This is a genomic window from Nocardia sp. NPDC059236 (assembly GCF_042754085.1).
Lineage (GTDB): Bacteria > Actinomycetota > Actinomycetes > Mycobacteriales > Mycobacteriaceae > Nocardia.
In genome coordinates this window covers 306,768-322,465 of the sequence record NZ_JBHZAF010000008.1, presented here as the reverse complement: position 1 = coordinate 322,465, position 15,698 = coordinate 306,768, and the positions used below count along the sequence as shown (strand labels likewise).

General features: G+C 67.6%; 17 protein-coding genes and 1 pseudogene. 10 read left to right on the top strand and 8 right to left on the bottom strand.

What is annotated here, in order from left to right; genetic code table 11:
- Positions 1-328: 328 nt before the first annotated feature.
- Positions 329-808: a nuclear transport factor 2 family protein gene (locus tag ACFXIV_RS23030; protein ID WP_379395915.1), complete on the top strand. Its 480-nt coding sequence runs from the start codon at positions 329-331 to the stop codon at positions 806-808.
- A gap of 92 nt (positions 809-900) precedes the next feature.
- On the opposite strand, the gene ACFXIV_RS23025 is transcribed toward ACFXIV_RS23030, so the two are convergent.
- The 3 genes from ACFXIV_RS23025 to ACFXIV_RS23015 form a co-directional block, all read right to left on the bottom strand.
- On the bottom strand, positions 901-1,824 hold the full coding sequence (locus ACFXIV_RS23025) for a universal stress protein (protein WP_379395917.1): 924 nt from the start codon (positions 1,822-1,824) through the stop codon (positions 901-903).
- A gap of 156 nt (positions 1,825-1,980) precedes the next feature.
- Positions 1,981-2,112: a hypothetical protein gene (locus ACFXIV_RS23020; protein ID WP_379395919.1), complete on the bottom strand. Its 132-nt coding sequence runs from the start codon at positions 2,110-2,112 to the stop codon at positions 1,981-1,983.
- 96 nt (positions 2,113-2,208) lie between these two features.
- Positions 2,209-2,691, bottom strand: coding sequence for a pyridoxamine 5'-phosphate oxidase family protein (locus tag ACFXIV_RS23015; protein WP_379396455.1), 483 nt, complete (start codon positions 2,689-2,691; stop codon positions 2,209-2,211).
- Between the two features lie 217 nt (positions 2,692-2,908).
- Here ACFXIV_RS23015 and ACFXIV_RS23010 point away from each other — a divergent pair, with 217 nt between their 5' ends.
- From ACFXIV_RS23010 to ACFXIV_RS22990, 5 genes are all read left to right on the top strand, one after another.
- Positions 2,909-3,787 carry a DUF302 domain-containing protein gene (locus ACFXIV_RS23010; protein ID WP_379395921.1) on the top strand — a complete coding sequence of 293 codons (879 nt, stop codon included), beginning with the start codon at positions 2,909-2,911 and terminating at the stop codon, positions 3,785-3,787.
- Between the two features lie 113 nt (positions 3,788-3,900).
- The gene (locus tag ACFXIV_RS23005; RefSeq protein ID WP_379395923.1) at positions 3,901-5,625 is read left to right on the top strand and encodes a GAF domain-containing protein; all 1,725 of its coding nucleotides are present in this window, start codon (positions 3,901-3,903) and stop codon (positions 5,623-5,625) included.
- Between the two features lie 106 nt (positions 5,626-5,731).
- A complete protein-coding gene (locus ACFXIV_RS23000; protein ID WP_379395925.1) occupies positions 5,732-6,466 on the top strand; it encodes a hypothetical protein in 735 nt (244 codons plus the stop codon).
- A 194-nt stretch (positions 6,467-6,660) separates the two neighbouring features.
- Positions 6,661-7,056 (top strand): carboxymuconolactone decarboxylase family protein, encoded by a 396-nt coding sequence (locus tag ACFXIV_RS22995; protein ID WP_379395927.1) that lies wholly within the window; start codon positions 6,661-6,663, stop codon positions 7,054-7,056.
- A gap of 20 nt (positions 7,057-7,076) precedes the next feature.
- Complete coding sequence (locus ACFXIV_RS22990; protein ID WP_379395929.1) at positions 7,077-7,238, top strand: hypothetical protein; 162 nt, start codon at positions 7,077-7,079, stop codon at positions 7,236-7,238.
- Positions 7,239-7,395: 157 nt separating this feature from the next.
- On the opposite strand, the gene ACFXIV_RS22985 is transcribed toward ACFXIV_RS22990, so the two are convergent.
- The 4 genes and pseudogenes from ACFXIV_RS22985 to ACFXIV_RS22970 all read right to left on the bottom strand — a co-directional run bounded on the left by ACFXIV_RS22985 (position 7,396) and on the right by ACFXIV_RS22970 (position 11,252).
- Positions 7,396-8,421: an acyl-CoA dehydrogenase gene (locus ACFXIV_RS22985; RefSeq protein WP_379395930.1), complete on the bottom strand. Its 1,026-nt coding sequence runs from the start codon at positions 8,419-8,421 to the stop codon at positions 7,396-7,398.
- 145 nt (positions 8,422-8,566) lie between these two features.
- Positions 8,567-9,661, bottom strand: coding sequence for a dihydrodipicolinate reductase (locus tag ACFXIV_RS22980; RefSeq protein WP_379395931.1), 1,095 nt, complete (start codon positions 9,659-9,661; stop codon positions 8,567-8,569).
- A gap of 23 nt (positions 9,662-9,684) precedes the next feature.
- Positions 9,685-10,101: pseudogene (locus ACFXIV_RS22975) on the bottom strand (2Fe-2S ferredoxin); the annotation flags it as partial.
- A gap of 155 nt (positions 10,102-10,256) precedes the next feature.
- On the bottom strand, positions 10,257-11,252 hold the full coding sequence (locus ACFXIV_RS22970; protein ID WP_379395932.1) for an alpha/beta hydrolase: 996 nt from the start codon (positions 11,250-11,252) through the stop codon (positions 10,257-10,259).
- Between the two features lie 95 nt (positions 11,253-11,347).
- Here ACFXIV_RS22970 and ACFXIV_RS22965 point away from each other — a divergent pair, with 95 nt between their 5' ends.
- The 4 genes from ACFXIV_RS22965 (at position 11,348) to ACFXIV_RS22950 (ending at position 14,985) form a co-directional block, all read left to right on the top strand.
- Positions 11,348-11,938 carry a TetR/AcrR family transcriptional regulator gene (locus tag ACFXIV_RS22965; protein ID WP_379395933.1) on the top strand — a complete coding sequence of 197 codons (591 nt, stop codon included), beginning with the start codon at positions 11,348-11,350 and terminating at the stop codon, positions 11,936-11,938.
- Positions 11,939-12,098: 160 nt separating this feature from the next.
- A complete protein-coding gene (locus ACFXIV_RS22960) occupies positions 12,099-13,451 on the top strand; it encodes a cytochrome P450 (RefSeq protein WP_379395934.1) in 1,353 nt (450 codons plus the stop codon).
- A 44-nt stretch (positions 13,452-13,495) separates the two neighbouring features.
- On the top strand, positions 13,496-14,740 hold the full coding sequence (locus tag ACFXIV_RS22955) for a cytochrome P450 (RefSeq protein WP_379395936.1): 1,245 nt from the start codon (positions 13,496-13,498) through the stop codon (positions 14,738-14,740).
- A gap of 98 nt (positions 14,741-14,838) precedes the next feature.
- Positions 14,839-14,985: a DUF1059 domain-containing protein gene (locus tag ACFXIV_RS22950; protein WP_354845559.1), complete on the top strand. Its 147-nt coding sequence runs from the start codon at positions 14,839-14,841 to the stop codon at positions 14,983-14,985.
- A 106-nt stretch (positions 14,986-15,091) separates the two neighbouring features.
- On the opposite strand, the gene ACFXIV_RS22945 is transcribed toward ACFXIV_RS22950, so the two are convergent.
- Complete coding sequence (locus ACFXIV_RS22945) at positions 15,092-15,697, bottom strand: hypothetical protein (RefSeq protein WP_379395938.1); 606 nt, start codon at positions 15,695-15,697, stop codon at positions 15,092-15,094.
- Position 15,698 lies beyond the last annotated feature (1 nt).

Here is a 15,698-nt window from a genome sequence, read left to right as displayed (position 1 = left end):
GATTACTTGCCTGTCAAGAACACCCCGCCAACCCCGCGATTCAGCCCGGACCAGCAAGAACCGAACGATTCCGGATCAACTACACGCCGGCGAGGTCTGATTACCCAGCGACAGCATGTTGCACAGCCACTCCTGAGACGCTTCACAGTCGCCGACGCTACAAACCATCTCCGCCGAAACACATTGCGCCGCAGTGTTTCAGGCCGGAATTTCATAGCCGGCACAGACGGCCCACACAGTTGCTGCGGACCTGAAACGACGGCGCGGACTTGAAGCTGACGTCGGGTCAGGATCTAGCGTCGGGGGCGACAGCCAGAAGGAGAAGCTTGTGCCGAGAATCGATCAGGACGAAGTCGACTGCTGGGTCGACACTGCGCGGATCAACAAGGTATTCAACAGCTACTTTCGTGCTCTGGACGAGATGTGTTTCGACGTACCGCGTTTCGAGCAGATCTTCACCAGCGATGGGCGAATCGTGCGGCCGAACGGGGCGGCGGTGGCGGGACCCGCGAGTATCGCGGGCAGTCATGCGGTGAGCTTCGCTCGCTTCGACGCCACCCAGCATCTGCTCAGCGGTCATGATGTCGCGATCGACGGTGACACGGCCGAGGTGCGGGCCAATCTTGTTGCGATACATCTGTGGAAGGACATGCCCGTCGAGTCGAGCATGCTCGAGCGGTTGTTCACGGCAGGCGGCGTTGTTACCGCGGATCTGGCCCGCACCCCCGATGGGTGGCGTATGACCGAGGTGCGGAACCGCATCATCTGGCGTACGGGACACTTCGGGAACATGATCGAAACCCACTGACGGCGAGGATGCGCCCGGTACCGCGGAATGACGGTGGCCGAACGGGTTTCACGAGGGTGCGGGCCGGCCGAGGGTTGTCGGCGGTGCGGGCGTCAGTCGGCCGCGTGGACGACCATGACCGGGCAGTGGGCGTGCTGCACCAGCGAGTGCGCGGTCGACCCGAGCAGCAAGCCCAGGAATCCCCCGCGGCCACGATTGCCGACCACGACCAGCTGCGCGTGCTTGGACCAATCCTGCAGGTGCGCCGCCGGAGCGGAGAAGTGGACGCGGCGGATCACGGTCACGTCGGGGTACTTCTCCTGCCACCCGGCGAGCCGCTCGGCCAGGACCGACTCCTCGACGGCTTCGACGTCGTCGAGCATCGGAGTCGGATGATCGCCGGCGAATACCCCCGCGCTCCAGTCACTCCAGACGTGCACGGCCACCAGGTCCGCGCCCCGCTCCGACGCCTCGGCGAATGCGGCGGCGATGGCGGGCTCGCTCACCGGGCCGCAATCGATGCCGACCACCACCGGACCGGAATCACGAACGATGTTGTCCACCTGGTGATCCGGGCGCACCACGAACACGGTGCCCGCCGCGTGCGAGGTGACCGACAGCAGCGTCGAGCCCAGATGCGCGAAGGTTCCGGTGGTCCCGGTGGCGCCGAGCACCACGGCGTAGGCGCGGGCGCTGAAGTCGATCAGCAATCCCGCGGCGGAGTCGTTGAACAGGTGCGCCGTCACCTGCAGATCGGGGTGCGCGGACTGTGCGGTCTCGACCGCATGCCGAACCACCTCCCGGCCCTTGGCCTGTGCAGCGTCGATCACCTCGGGTGTGACCACCGCATACGGGCCCATCACGGCACTGGTGCCCACCAGGTCCAGCCCGTGGACGACCTGCAGTGTGCGTCCCCGGCGCGCCGCCAGGTCGGCTGCCCAGCGCAGCGCGATGTCCGATCCCGACGACCCGTCCACGCCGACGACCACTCCCGCGGAGACCAGTCGGTGCGGATCGTCGTATTCCTGCTCAGCCATTGCCATCTCCCGGCGGTGCGGTTACCGGGCGGCGGAGCGCCGCCCACCCTCACGGTATGAATCACCGGGGTGCCGGCACTGCGGCCGATGGTCATGGGACCAGGGGCCCAAAGACCGCCCCGCCGCGGGCCGATGGTCGCGGGAGGCGATCGGCTGCTATTTGCCGGCGGTCTCGTGCTCGCCGTCGCACCACTGCTCGGCGGGGACGCTGACCTTGACCTGGTCGATGTGCTCGCCGCAGCCGGCCCAGGTGATCTTGCCGCAGTCGCAAGGGGTCGGTTGACACATGATGATGGTCCTCTCGGGATCGGTCGGGTCGGACGGCGTCGTCGGATCGGCACACCATCCGAGACGCGGCAGCGTGGATGGTAGCCGGAGCGTCGCTCACCGGAGCGGCTCGGCCCCGATCGATTCCCGATCGACCAGCCGGATACCGGTCACCAGCGTCGGCTCGATGGCCACAATGGTGTCCATGATCCCGTCCACCCACGGCCGCACCAGCGCATCGTAGCGGGCCACCAGGTCCGGGGCCGTGATGGTCCGCGCGAGGCCGGTCACCACGACCGACCAGCCCGATCGAGTCACCCGATCGATATCGTCGGCCTCGTAGGCGACCACCACATCGGAGTCGGCCCGCACGGTCGAGGTCAGTCGCGACGTCAGCCGGGTCCGCACGATGAGGGTCTCTCCGTCGACGATGTGATTCACGGGCCGGATGGCCGGCAACGCATCACGGGTGAACACCACCCGGCCGAACGGGACACTGGCCAGCAGGCGCATCGACTCGTCCCGGGAGAGGTCCACCACGCTGCGCGCGGCCTCCTCGGCCGTGCTCCGCGCGGCCTCCTCGGCCCGGAAACGGTTCATGCCGTCGTCTCCCGTCATGGTTCATCGATTCGATGGGCATTCGATCTCCATAGGACCATTGAATTCTCCTGCCCGGCAGGGCCTAAGGTCCTCGATGACCGTCCTGATTTCCGACCGGCACTGCGTTTCTGCCTCGGGCGCGGGGACATTCGCCTCTGTGACGGACCCGGCCCCGAGTCGGACTCTGAAGAGACACCCGTCGAACAGGAGGCACGTGATGAACTATCGAATCGGTCTGTGCGAGACGGCGCCGCAGACCGTTGTGCAGATTCCCCTCGAGATCCCGCCCGATCGACTCAGCGACGCCATTGTCGCGGGCGTCGAGCGCATGGCGGAGGTGGCCGACCGTGCCGGTCTGACGGCTTCCGGCGCACCCACCATTACGTTTCATCACGAGTCGCCTGCCGGGGATTCCATCAAGGTCGATTTCGGACTACCCATCGAGCCCGCGCCCAATCTCGGGCCCGCGTCCGGGGCGCAGCTGGTGGTGCTGCCGTCGACACTGGTCGCACGCACCTGCCACCGCGGCGGCTACGGCGGATTGGAGGCCGCCTACCGCGCGCTGGCCGACTGGGTGCGGGAGACGGGCTGCACACCGATCGGGCCACCGACCGAGGCATATCTGGTCGGCCCCGACGAGGTCAGCGATCCGCGGCAGTTGATCACCGAAATCCGGATCCCGGTCGCACCCGCACCCGCGATCGCCGTACACCTCGACGGCAACCTCACCGACGCCGCCGCCCGGACACGAGAAACGTTGCACCGGCAGGGCTTCGGAGTCGTCGCCGAGATCGACATGCAGGCAATCCTGCGGGAGAAGGCCGGTGAGCACATCGGGGACTACCTGATTCTCGAGGTGTGCCATCCGCGGCTGGCCGCGCGAGCGCTGGAGGTCGACCAGCGGGCCGGTCTGCTGCTGCCCAGCCGGATCGTGCTGCGCGAGGACGAGACCGGAGTGCTGATCGAAGCAGCCGATCCCGAGGTTCGGGTAGGCACGCTCGCGCAACCCGCGCTCAACGGTATTGCCGCCGAAGCACACCGGCTGCTCGGTGCGGCGCTCGCCGCGCTGCACCACCCGGCCGCGGCAGCCGGGTGAGTTGATCCGGCCCCGACGCCGGCGGCTCCGGAGGCGGTATCCCGCGCAGCGCCAATACACTGTGGGCGAGCGAAAGCTCGGATTCGCCCGCAACAGCCCCAGGATGCCCTCAGATGACTTCCCCCTCCGATGCCGAGCACTCGGTGCGAAGCACGTTGTCGCAGTTGCGACTACGCGAACTGCTGACCGAGGTCAAGGATCGGGTCGATCAGATCATCGACGCGCGCGACCGGATGGACGGACTCGTCGAGGCCATGCTGTCGGTGACCGCGGGGCTGGATCTGGACCAGACCCTGCGCACCATCGTGCGCACCGCCATCAGCCTGGTCGACGCCCGCTACGGCGCACTCGGTGTGCGCGGCGTGCGCGGCGTGGACGCGAACCTCACCCAGTTCGTGCACGAGGGCATCGATGACGAGACAGCTGATGCCATCGGCGACCTCCCGGCTGGGCGCGGTGTGCTGGGGGTGCTGTTCCATCAGCCCGAGCCGATCCGGCTCGACAACATCGCCAGTCATCCTGCGTCGGTCGGGTTTCCGGCCAACCACCCGCCCATGCACACCTTCCTCGGGGTGCCGGTGCGGATCCGGGACGAGATTTTCGGCAACCTGTATCTGACCGAGAAGAAGAACGGGCTGCCGTTCAACGAGGACGATGAGGTGATCGTCCAGGCGCTGGCAGCGGCGGCCGGCATCGCCATCGACAATGCGCGGCTGTACGAATCGGCCCGCGCCCGGCAGGCGTGGATCGAGGCCACCCGCGACACCGCCACCGCGTTCCTGGCCGGGACCGCCGCCGACGAGGTGCTCGCGCACGTGGTCGAGCATGTACGCACGCTGACCCAGGCCGAACGCGCGTTCCTGGCGATCGAGGACGATCCGGATATCCCGGCGGAGGAGACGCGGGAGTTGCGGATCGCGCGCTGGGCTGGGCCCGGCGCCGGGCCCAGCAGCTTGGTCGTCCGGACCACCGGCACCGCGATCGGACGGGCGATCACCGAGGGCACGCCGCTGAGCTTCGACGACGCGGGCGATATCGATCTGGGCAAGCCGATGGCAGACCCCGGACCGACGCTGATCCTCCCGCTGCACGCCCAGGGCGCCACCTTCGGCGTGCTGGTCATTGTCCGGCCGATCTCCGCTCCCCCGTTCTCGGCCGAAACCCTGGAATTGGCAACGGCCTTCACCGAGCAGGCGGCGCTGGCCATCCAGCTGGCCGAGGCCCAGCAGCGGGTGCGCGAACTCGACATCCTCAGCGACCGCGACCGCATCGCGCGCGACCTGCACGACCACGTGATCCAGCGCCTGTTCGCCGCGGGCCTGAGCCTGCAGGGCACCATCGCCCGCACCCGCGCCCCTGAAATCCGGCAGCGCCTGTCGGATGTGGTCAACGACCTCCAGGACGTGGTGCAGGAGATCCGCACCTCGATCTTCGACCTGCACGGCGCCAACGACCAATCCCCGGGCCTGCGTCAACGCCTCGAACAGGTCATCGCCCAGCACACCGCCGACATCGACCTGCGCACCTCCCTGCGCACCTCCGGCCCCCTCTCCGTCGTCACCCCCGTCCTGGCCGACCACGCCGAAGCCGTTGTCCGAGAAGCGGTTTCCAACGCCGTCCGCCACGCCAACGCCCACTCCCTCGCCGTCACCCTCGACGTCGCCGACGACCTCACCATCACCGTCTCCGACGACGGCACCGGCATCCCCGACAACATCACCCCCAGCGGCCTCTCCAACCTCGCTCGCAGAGCCCAGGAACTGGGCGGCACCTTCACCATCCTCCCCAACCCCGACGACACCGGCACCCGCCTCCGCTGGTCGGCCCCGCTCCACTGACCGGCCGCCTCGGAACCCATCGGTCCGAGGCTTCCTCGGGCGTAACGGTCCTCTGGTCGGCCTTTCTCTGCTAAGACCTGTGGATCGTCGGTGAAAGGTGAATATGTTGTCTCGCTCTGTGATTCGGGTCCGGTCGATTTCGTTGGCGGTGGCGGCGGCGGCGGTTGTCGTGATGGCGCCGGGGGCTGCCGCGCTGCCGACCGGATCGTCCGATCTGCCCACCGGGACGTCCCAGAGTTCGACGGGGACGCCGCCGGTGGCGGGGACGAGCGTCTCGACGGCGTACGGGTCGATCGGGGTGTGGATGTTGCAGTCCAATGGGGATGTCGCGGACTGGCTGGGGCAGCAGTATCAGGGCAAGTCGTTGTTCGAGCCCATCGATGTGCTGCTGGTCGATCGGACCTCCACCACGGCCGATGCCGCCACTTCGAAGCTGACGGACCAGCTTTCGGCGGCGGGGTTCCCGGTGCGGTGGCTGCACAGCACGGGATATCAGGGGCGCATCAACGGTCAGCTTTACGCGCAGCAGCCGCCGGACGGCAGTGATTCGGCCTTCTCCGACGCGATCGCGATCGAAACCAATGACCACGGCAGGGTTTTCGGCCCGGCCCCGCTGCCCGGCGGCGGATTCGTGTGGTCGGCGGCCTTCAGTCGCGAGAAGTTCGAAGTGGTGACCCATGCCTACGTGTCCTTCACCCAGGCCCGCGACAATGTCCGCACCGCGGTGCTCGCCAAGGGCGGGACCGATCTCGGGACGGTGCCGCTGGGCAACACGTACAACACCGCCACCGCCTCCACCGGCGATCACGACGGCAACGCTGTGGTCCTCGGGTTGAACTGACCGTCAGCGCCCGGCTTCGAACCGATCCCGAGCCGGGCGAGTTCGGGGCACCTCGCTCGGGACGGCCGATGTGAGGCACATCGCGGCACATACCCCTGGGGGTATGCTAGCTTAGGTTCATACCCCAAGGGGTATCCGCGACGCGGCCGGATCGGACGATGCCGCGCTTCGCCGAAGCAACCGAAGGAGTAGCCATGTCCGCACCGACCGACGTCACCCACGCCTCGCCGCACGGCAAGGCCGTCCTGAACGAGCTGTCCCCGCTGCACCGGGAGTTGCGGCGCGCGATTCCCGAGGTGTACAAGGGTTTCGGCGAGCTCAGCAAGGCGGCGTTCGCGCCGGGCGCGCTGGATCGCAAGACCAAGGAGCTGATCGCGCTGGCCATCGGGGTGGTCGAGGGCTGCGACGGCTGCATCGCCTCCCACGGTCAGGCCGCGGCGCGCGCCGGTGCGACCAGGCAGGAGGCCGCCGAGGCCATCGGCGTCACCTTCCTCATGCACGGCGGCCCCGCCACCATCCACGGCGCCCGTGCCTACGAGGCGTTCTGCGAATTCGCCGCCGCCATCGAATCCGGCGAATCCCCCGCCTGACCACCCCGGAGAAACCACCCATGTGCCATCCCGCCCGATGCCGGACCTGCGGCAAGACCACCTGGTCCGGCTGCGGCGCCCACGTCGCCCAGGTCCGCGCCGCCGTACCGGCCGACCAGTGGTGCCCGGGCCATCAGGACACCGCCCGCGAAAGCTGGATCCGGCGAATCCTCACCCGCTGATCCACCCCGATTCCCGCCCACATGGCCTCCATCGCGTGACCGCGAACCCTTCGGACGGACCGGTTGCCCTATGTCGCGAGGTCGCGGCCGCCCACCCGATCACCGACCCGGGATGACCATTGTCCTCGTCGTCGCCGATGGCCGTGACGTGCTCCGGTCAGCCGCCGACCGGCTGCGGGCTGGGCTGGAGTGCCTGCAGCAGAGCGGATTTGATGGGATCTCGAGTCGTGCAGACCAGGGCGAAGGTCGCCTGTCGTACGAGTCTTTCCGCGGTCGCGTCTGCGAGCGCTGACCGACTGCCGGCGCACACGACGCCGGCCGCGGCGGCATTCACCGCCGCGTGCGCGATCTCCGCGCGCAGCGCGTGGGTGGCCGCGACGTCACCGATCACCCGGCCGTAGCGTTCCCGCAAACTCGCGAGCTGCCTCGCGTGCGGCTCCGCCTCGGCGCCGAAGTCCTCCAGATAGCGCACACACCGCATCAGCACGCCCAGGACCAGTCCGCCATTGACCCAATCACTGAGCGCGACACCGCCTTCCGGTCCATCGGCGACGGCCTTCATATCGATCACCCCAGAGTCGCCCACGAAGGCGCCGTCGAAAGTCAGCCTGACCGTGGCACTGGCGTCCGCCGCGATCAACGAGAGCCGTTCAGCGCGGATGTTCTCCGCCTCACGCACCGGAACCAACAGCGTCACCACCGATTCGGTCGCACCGTCACGCACGCGCGCGGCGGTGGCGACCGCGTCGATGTAGCCCCACCCGGTCACGAAGGGCGTTGTACCGGTGAGCAGGTATCCACCGTCGCCGGGTTCGGCGAACAGGGTCGGCTCGGTCCGAGTTCCGGCGTAGGAAACTCCGCAGCGATAGGCACCGCTCATCATGTCGGCGAGGTACCGCTCACGCAGCTCCTGATTGCTGCTGGCCACGAGCGAGCGCAGCGCACCCAGGTGCTGTGCCCACACGAATCCCGTTGCCAGGCAACCGCTGATGACGGTCGCGGCGGTATCGATCAGGATTCCCGGTGACATGCCGTCCGACAGCGGAAACCCGTAGAACCCCCGTGCCGCGAGCGCTTCGAAGTTCGCAGGCGGAATCAGCCCGCCGCGATCCACTTCTGCCGCCCTGACCTCGAGCACCTCAGCGGCCAGCGACTCTGCTTCGCGTACCCAGTCCTTGCCCATGCGAACCCCCTGTCGGTTCCCGATCACCTGCCACCACAACGGGTTTCGAGGAGCGAACTACCCGGGCGATACTACGTGAAGGCGGTGGCGCACCGAGTACAGCCCAGGGGGTCGCGAGGTCGCGCGCAGCTCCCACGATGGTCTGTCACGATTTGAATCGCCCGGCGAAGGCGCGCAATGGGAGGTCGGCACTGGTGATGATGCCCGGTGGGGCGGCGACAACGGCGGGGATGGCGTTGAGGGCGGGGAGGCCGGTGACTGTCATGCCGACCGATGCGAAGGCGGCGGGGTTGGTGAAGTCGGTGCCGGGCTTGGGGAGGACGCGATGTTTGCTCGCGATGCAGGGGTCGCCGGTTATTTTCGTGATATAGCAGCCCTGGACGTTCCAGTGTGGCTCGGTGTGCGGGGTCATCTGCCATTCGACGTGGACCTCGACCTTCGGCACTCCGGCGACCAGGCCCTGGTACTTGATGTAGTTGGCTCCCAGTGAACCTTTCGGCAGCTGATACCAGCCCAGGTCGATGTCCTTGGTGCAGGCGCCGAGTTCGTAGCCGAAGGTGACCTCGTCGAGTTCCAGGCCGAAGCAGTCCGCCATCAGGTGGACGCCGTCGGCGAATACCCGGGTGCCCCGTTCCAGCATGGCCGGGATCGCGGGATCGTCTGCGGGGCGGCCGTATCCGACCATCTGCCACGAGCCCACCGAATGGTGACAGGAGACGTCCACCGACTCGATCACCGTCACGTTCTCGAGCTCGGCGACATCGCAGGTGTGCACCACGCCCAGGATCTGGGTCAGCCCGGGATTCATGCCGGTGCCGTAGAACGTCGATCCGCCGTGCCGGCAGGCCTGCTCGAGCACCCAGGAGGTCGGTTTGCCCGACGGGTGCGGATGATTGCGGTCGCGGTGGTGACCGGTGATCCAATCCGCGGTGGTGACAATGTCGATTCCGGCCTCGAGGACCCGGACATAGAGGTCCTCGTCGGGAAACACACCGTGGAAGGTCGCCACATCCGGCCGCGCGGCGATGATGTCGTCGACCGAGCCCGTCGCGCGGATGCCGATGGGCGCGAGCCCGGCCAGCTCTCCGGCATCGCGGCCGATCTTTTCCGGTGTGTAGCAGTGCAAGCCGATCAGTTCGAGGTCGGGATGGGTGCCGATTCGCTTGATCATCTCGGTGCCGACATTGCCGGTCGCCACCTGGAAGACCCGGATCGGCCGCCGGGGGAACACAGATACCATGGGCGGCATCGCCTTTCGTGTGATCAGGATTGCGGATAGAACTGGGCGGCCCAGGTGCGCAGGGCCATGAATCCGTCGTATTCGGAGCGGGCCAGCGCGGGTGGATCCGAATAGCGCTGGTGCGACCAGATATGCACGTCGGCCAGGAACTGGTCGATCACCGCCCGCATCACCCGTTCGGCCCACGGCGGCGCGGTGGCGCTGTCGTCACCGGGCGGGCGTCCGGCCCACACGGTGAAGCGGACATCGCAGGTGCGGTCGTCGACCGGAGTGACCGCGGAGATGGTGCGATTGTCGATCACGCCCCAGCTCTTGGTCACCGCGACGCCGAGTCCGGCATTGATCGCCTCGAGACCGCTGGCCATATCGTCGGCGGTCATCCCGGTGGCGTCACCGAAGGTGACGGTGAAGTCGACATAGGACACCGGGCCGTCGACGTCATCCGGTGCACGTCCCCGACGGCGATCTCGGGCGACCAGGCCACCTGGAACCATCCCGTCGGTTTCATCGATAGCGGCGGCTTGACCATGCCTGCTGCCCTCCCACTGCGCACAGAGAGTCGTGTATTCGTTTATCCGGAAGGGGCGGGATGCCCTCAGGCCCAGTCCCGGTCCGCTCCCGGTTGTGGCGCGACATAGGTGTCCAGCGCATGCCGCAGCCACCGTTCCCGCGATCGAAACGCCCGCCGGCTCACCTCGGCGCGCGGAACGAGCCGGTCGAAGCCGTGCCAGCACCCGGGATGGACCTCGAACTCCACCGGCACGCCGCAGGATCGCAGGCCGTTCACGTAGGCGATCGTCTCGTCCCGGAACGGCTCGAGGCCCCCGACATAGGTGAAGGTCGGCGGCAGACCTCGCAGATCACCGGCCCGCGCGGGCGCCGCGTACACCGGAACCCGCTGCGTCCCATGCAGATCCCGCAGATACAGCTGCCACGCCGAGGCCAGCGTGACCGAATCGAGCAGCGGCGCGTCATTGTCGCGGGCCGATTCGGTGGACTGCCGGTCGTCGAGCATGGGATAGATCGGCATCTGGAAGGCGATGTTCACCTCGCCACGGTCCCGCGCGAGCAGGGTGAGCGCGGCGGTCAGTCCCCCGCCCGCGCTCTCCCCCGCGACCGCCAGTTGATCCTCGCGGAGGCCGAGCCGAATCGCATTGTCGCGCATCCAGATCAACGCGGTGTAGCAGTCGTCGAGGGCCGCGGGATACGGGTGGACCACGCTGAGCCGATAGTCGGGCGCGACCACCACGCAGCCGGTCCGCTCGGCCAATCGCCGGTAGATCCGCAGGTCCTGTTCCGGTCGCCCGAGGAAGTATCCGCCCCCGTGCAGCCAGAGCAGTCCGGCCGCGGCGGTGGTGGGCGCCGACGGCGAATAGACGACCACTCGCAGCCGCGTTCCATCGCCGCGATCGATTCCGAACTTCTCGACCCGCAGGGTCTTCGGGCGACGGGCCCGCGCGAGCCACAGCAGCCCGTCGACCAGAGCCCCGGCGACGCGAAGCCGCCGTTCACTGTGCCGAGACCCCATGCGCCGCAACCACACACCGGTCGCACGCAGCTGACCGTCCATCATCGCGTCGGTGATCTGCATGCCGGCCCTTTCGCAGGTCCAGCGACGCTATCACAGACCTGGAAGCCGATACAGACACTAGTCCAGACTTCGTGGCGTCAGTATCATCCAGACACATGTCCGAACTCGCATCCACCGGTATCGAGGCAACCCGACGGCGACTCACCGAGAAGCAGGCCGACACCGTCGACCGCCTCACCACGGCGGCAGCCGAGGTGTTGTCCCGGGAAGGCTTCTCCGGCACGACGATTCGGCTGGTCGCCGCGGCCGCGGGAGTCGGCACCGCCACCGCCTACACGTACTTCTCGTCCAAGGAGCACCTGATCTCGGAGGTGTTCTGGCGGCGACTGGTCGCGGCTCCGAAGCTGGACACGGACGCAGGGGACCCGGCCACCCGGGTGGTCGCGGTGCTGCGTCAGGTATCCCTGCTCGTGGCCAATGACCCGGCTCTCGCCGGTGCGGTCAGCAATGCACTGCTGGGCGACGATCCCGATGTCCGGCATCTGCGGGTGCGCATCGGCCGGGAGATTCGCGGCCGGCTCGCCGAAGCACTGGGATCCGATGACCCCGAACGGGTTTCGATGCTGGAGCTGCTCTACGCGGGCGCGCTGCTCCAGGCCGGGATGGGCCTGCTCTCCTACGAGCAGGTCGCCGACCTGCTGGAAATGTCGGCGCGCCGACTGCTGGCAGATCCCGCGGCCGAGTGATCGACGGGCAGCAAAACACAGGCCCGGACAGCACGCGGCCGCCGATCCGATTCAACGTCCGAAACCGGCCGCGGACCTTGTCGCACGCCGCCGATCATAGTACCGTCCAGACACATGTCCATCACGTGTCTGGACAAGGTTATACGTGGAGGGATTTGCAATGACGCTGGTCAAGCCGCAGCGAGTGTCCGGGGGCGCGGATGAGCACGGACACCTGGAGGAGTTCCGCACAGATCCCATCGCGCTGATGCGGCGGGTGCGCGCCGAATGCGGCGATGTCGGAGCCTTCGAACTCGCCGGGCGCGATGTGATCCTGCTGTCGGGCGCCGAGGCCAACGAGTTCTTCTTCCGCGCCAGCGACGAGGACCTCGATCAGGGTGCGGCCTACCCGTTCATGAAGCCGATCTTCGGCGAGGGCGTGGTCTTCGACGCGCCGCCCGAACGCCGCAAGGAGATGCTGCACAATCAGGCGCTACGCGCCGACCACATGCGCGGGCACGCGGCCACCATCGCCCGCGAGGTGGATCGCATGCTGGCCCGCTGGACCGACGAGGGCGAGATCGATCTGCTCGAATTCTTCGCCGAGCTGACCATTTACACATCCTCGGCCTGCCTGATCGGCCCCAAGTTCCGCGAGCAGCTGGACTCCCGGTTCGCGCATCTCTATCACGAACTCGAGCAGGGCACCGACGCGCTGGCCTACGTCGACCCCTACGCGCCGATCGAGAGCTTCCGCCGCCGCGACGAGGCCCGCGCCGCACTGGTCGAGCTCGTGCAGGCGATCATGGATCAGCGCGAGGCGAATCCGCCGACCGGTAAGGACGATCGCGACATGCTCGACGTCCTGATCTCGGTGAAGGACGAGCACGGCGTGCCGCGTTTCTCGGCCAGCGAGATCACCGGCATCTTCATCTCCATGATGTTCGCCGGGCACCACACCACCTCCGGCACGGCGGCCTGGACCATCATCGAACTGCTGCGTCACCCGGACACGCTGGCCACGGTGGTGACCGAGCTCGACGAGCTGTACGCCGACGGCGCGGAGGTCAGTCACCATGCGCTGCGCCAGATTCCGAATCTGGAGGCCGCGCTCAAGGAGGCGCTGCGCCTGCACCCGCCGCTGATCATCCTCATGCGTATCGCCCGTGCCCGGTTCGAGGTGTGCGGGCATCGGATCGAGGCGGGCGACATGGTGGCCGCCACGCCCGCCATCTCCAACCGGATACCGGAGGACTTCCCGGACCCCGACACCTTCGACCCGGGCCGCTATCTGGATCCGCGGCAGGAGGATCTGGTCAATCGCTGGACCTGGATCCCCTTCGGTGCGGGCCGCCACCGCTGTGTGGGCGCACCGTTCGCGCTCATGCAGCTCAAGGCGATCTTCTCGATCCTGTTGCGGGACTGGGAGTTCGAGCTGGCCCAGCCGTCGGAGACCTACCGCAACGACCACTCCAAGATGGTGGTGCAGTTGCAGCAGCCGTGCCGCGTCCGCTACCGGCGCCGCCGTCGCTGAGTCCGTCCCGGTCCACAATGATGTCGGCCCGTCAGGAGGCAGCCGTGTCCGCGCCGTCCATTCCCCCCGGATTCGATTTCACCGATCCGGCGCTGTGGGAGACCCGCAACCCCGTCGAAGAATTCGCCCGGCTGCGCCGCACCGGCCCGGTGTGGTGGAACCCGCAGACCGATGCCCAGTCCGGCGGATTCCGCGACGGCGGCTACTGGGTGGTCACCAAACACGAGGACATCAAGGAGATCTCGCGCAACGCGGAGCTGTTCTCCGCCCGGTCCAAGGGCGCGGTGATCCGCTTGCCCGGCGAGATCACGCCCGAGCAGATCGAGCTCACCGGCGCGCTGCTGCTGAACATGGATCCGCCCAAGCACACCAAGATCCGGCGCATCGTCTCGAAGGGCTTCAGCCCGCGCGCGATCGAGGGATTGCGCGGCACACTGGCCGAGCGGGCGGCCGCGATCGTGCGCGCGGCACGGGAGACCGGCGGTGGCGACTTCGTCGAGCAGGTGGCGTGTGAGCTGCCGTTGCAGGCGATCGCCGAATTGCTGGGCGTGCCACAGGAGGATCGGCGCAAACTGTTCGACTGGTCCAATCAGATGCTCAACTACGACGACCCCGAATACGGGGACAACACCAGCACGACCTCGTCGACCACCGCGTCGATGGAGATCCTCGGCTACGCCTGGACCATGGCCGAGCAGCGCCGCGCCGATCCGCTCGACGATATCGTCAGCCGGCTCGTGCACGCCGATCTCGACGGGGACGCCCTGGGCTCGGACGAATTCGGCTTCTTCGTCATCCTTCTGGCGGTGGCGGGCAACGAGACCACCCGCAATGCCATCACCCACGGGATGAAGGCATTCATCGACCACCCCGAGCAGTGGAAGCTCTACCGGCGGCAGCGCCCGCGCACCGCTCCCGACGAGATCGTGCGCTGGGCGACGCCGGTGACCGCGTTCCAGCGCACCGCCACCGCCGACACCGAACTGGGCGGGCAGCCGATCCGGCGGGGCCAGCGGCTCGGATTGTTCTACAGCTCCGCCAATTTCGACGAGGACGCCTTCGACGACCCGTTCCGATTCGACATTCTCCGCGACCCCAATCCGCACCTGGCCTTCGGCGGCACCGGCGCGCACTACTGTGTCGGCGCGAATCTCGCCCGGCTGGAGATCGATCTCATGTTCAATGCCATCGCCGATGCGATGCCGGACCTGTCCGAGGTCGCCGCGCCCGAGCGGCTGCGGTCGGGGTGGATCAACGGCATCAAGCACTGGCGGGTCCGGTACGAATAGCCGGGCCCACCGTATCGTCGAGCGGATCGCCCGGTGCATACTCGATCGGCGCGGATCGGACGAGAAGCTGTCCCCCGCAATCACATTGGGAGTAGATGATGAAGACCCGCCTGAGCTGCCCCTGCGGCGAATACATTCGCGGTGAGAACGAGGACGACCTGGTCGAGAAGACCCAGGCCCACCTCGCCGAGCGGCACCCCGATCACGACTATTCCCGCGACGAGATCCTCTTCCTCGCGTACTGATCGCGCATCCGGGGAAGTAGGTCATCAGGGCCCGGGACCCTGACCAGGCGTGGCTCGCCTTCGCCGAGAGAGGTCGGCCCGGCTCCGAATGAGCCAGGCTCCCGCACTACTTCGACGGCAAGGCGTTCTGCAGGCCGCCCACGTCGGTGATCTTCCATCCCGAATTGCGGTCGACGGTCAGCGAATACGTGACGGTGGTCTGAGCGCCGTCGGGAGTCTGCGCGCTCGTGGACGTCACCGTGAGGTAGGCGTTGACCTTGTAGATTCCACCGGATTCGGAGATCACGGTCGCGGACAGGGGCGCTGCCTTGGAGGTCCACTGCAGCGGCAGCAGAATCTGTTCGAGTTGCGGTGCGGTGGCGTCGAATTTGGCCGAGAGTTGCGGCGTCGTGCCGGATTGCAGGCGGCCGATCCAGCCCTTCACGTCGTGATAGTCGATGGTGGAGGCACCCAGCGAGTAGTCCGTCGCGATCTGTTCGGCGTGCCGATCGTCCGCAGCCTTCCCGTCACGGTCGGCGAGCGTCGACCTGGCCGACCAGTACAGCGAAGCGAAGGTCACCGCCACGGCGGTCAGCAGCGCGATACCGGCGCTGACCAGCACCGTCGACAATCGTAGCGACACCGTGCGCGGCGCAGCCGTGCGATCGCTGGAAGCCGGTGAACGGCTTTCCGTTTCGGCCGAGGCGGGTGCTTCATCGGTGAGTGCGCTCATG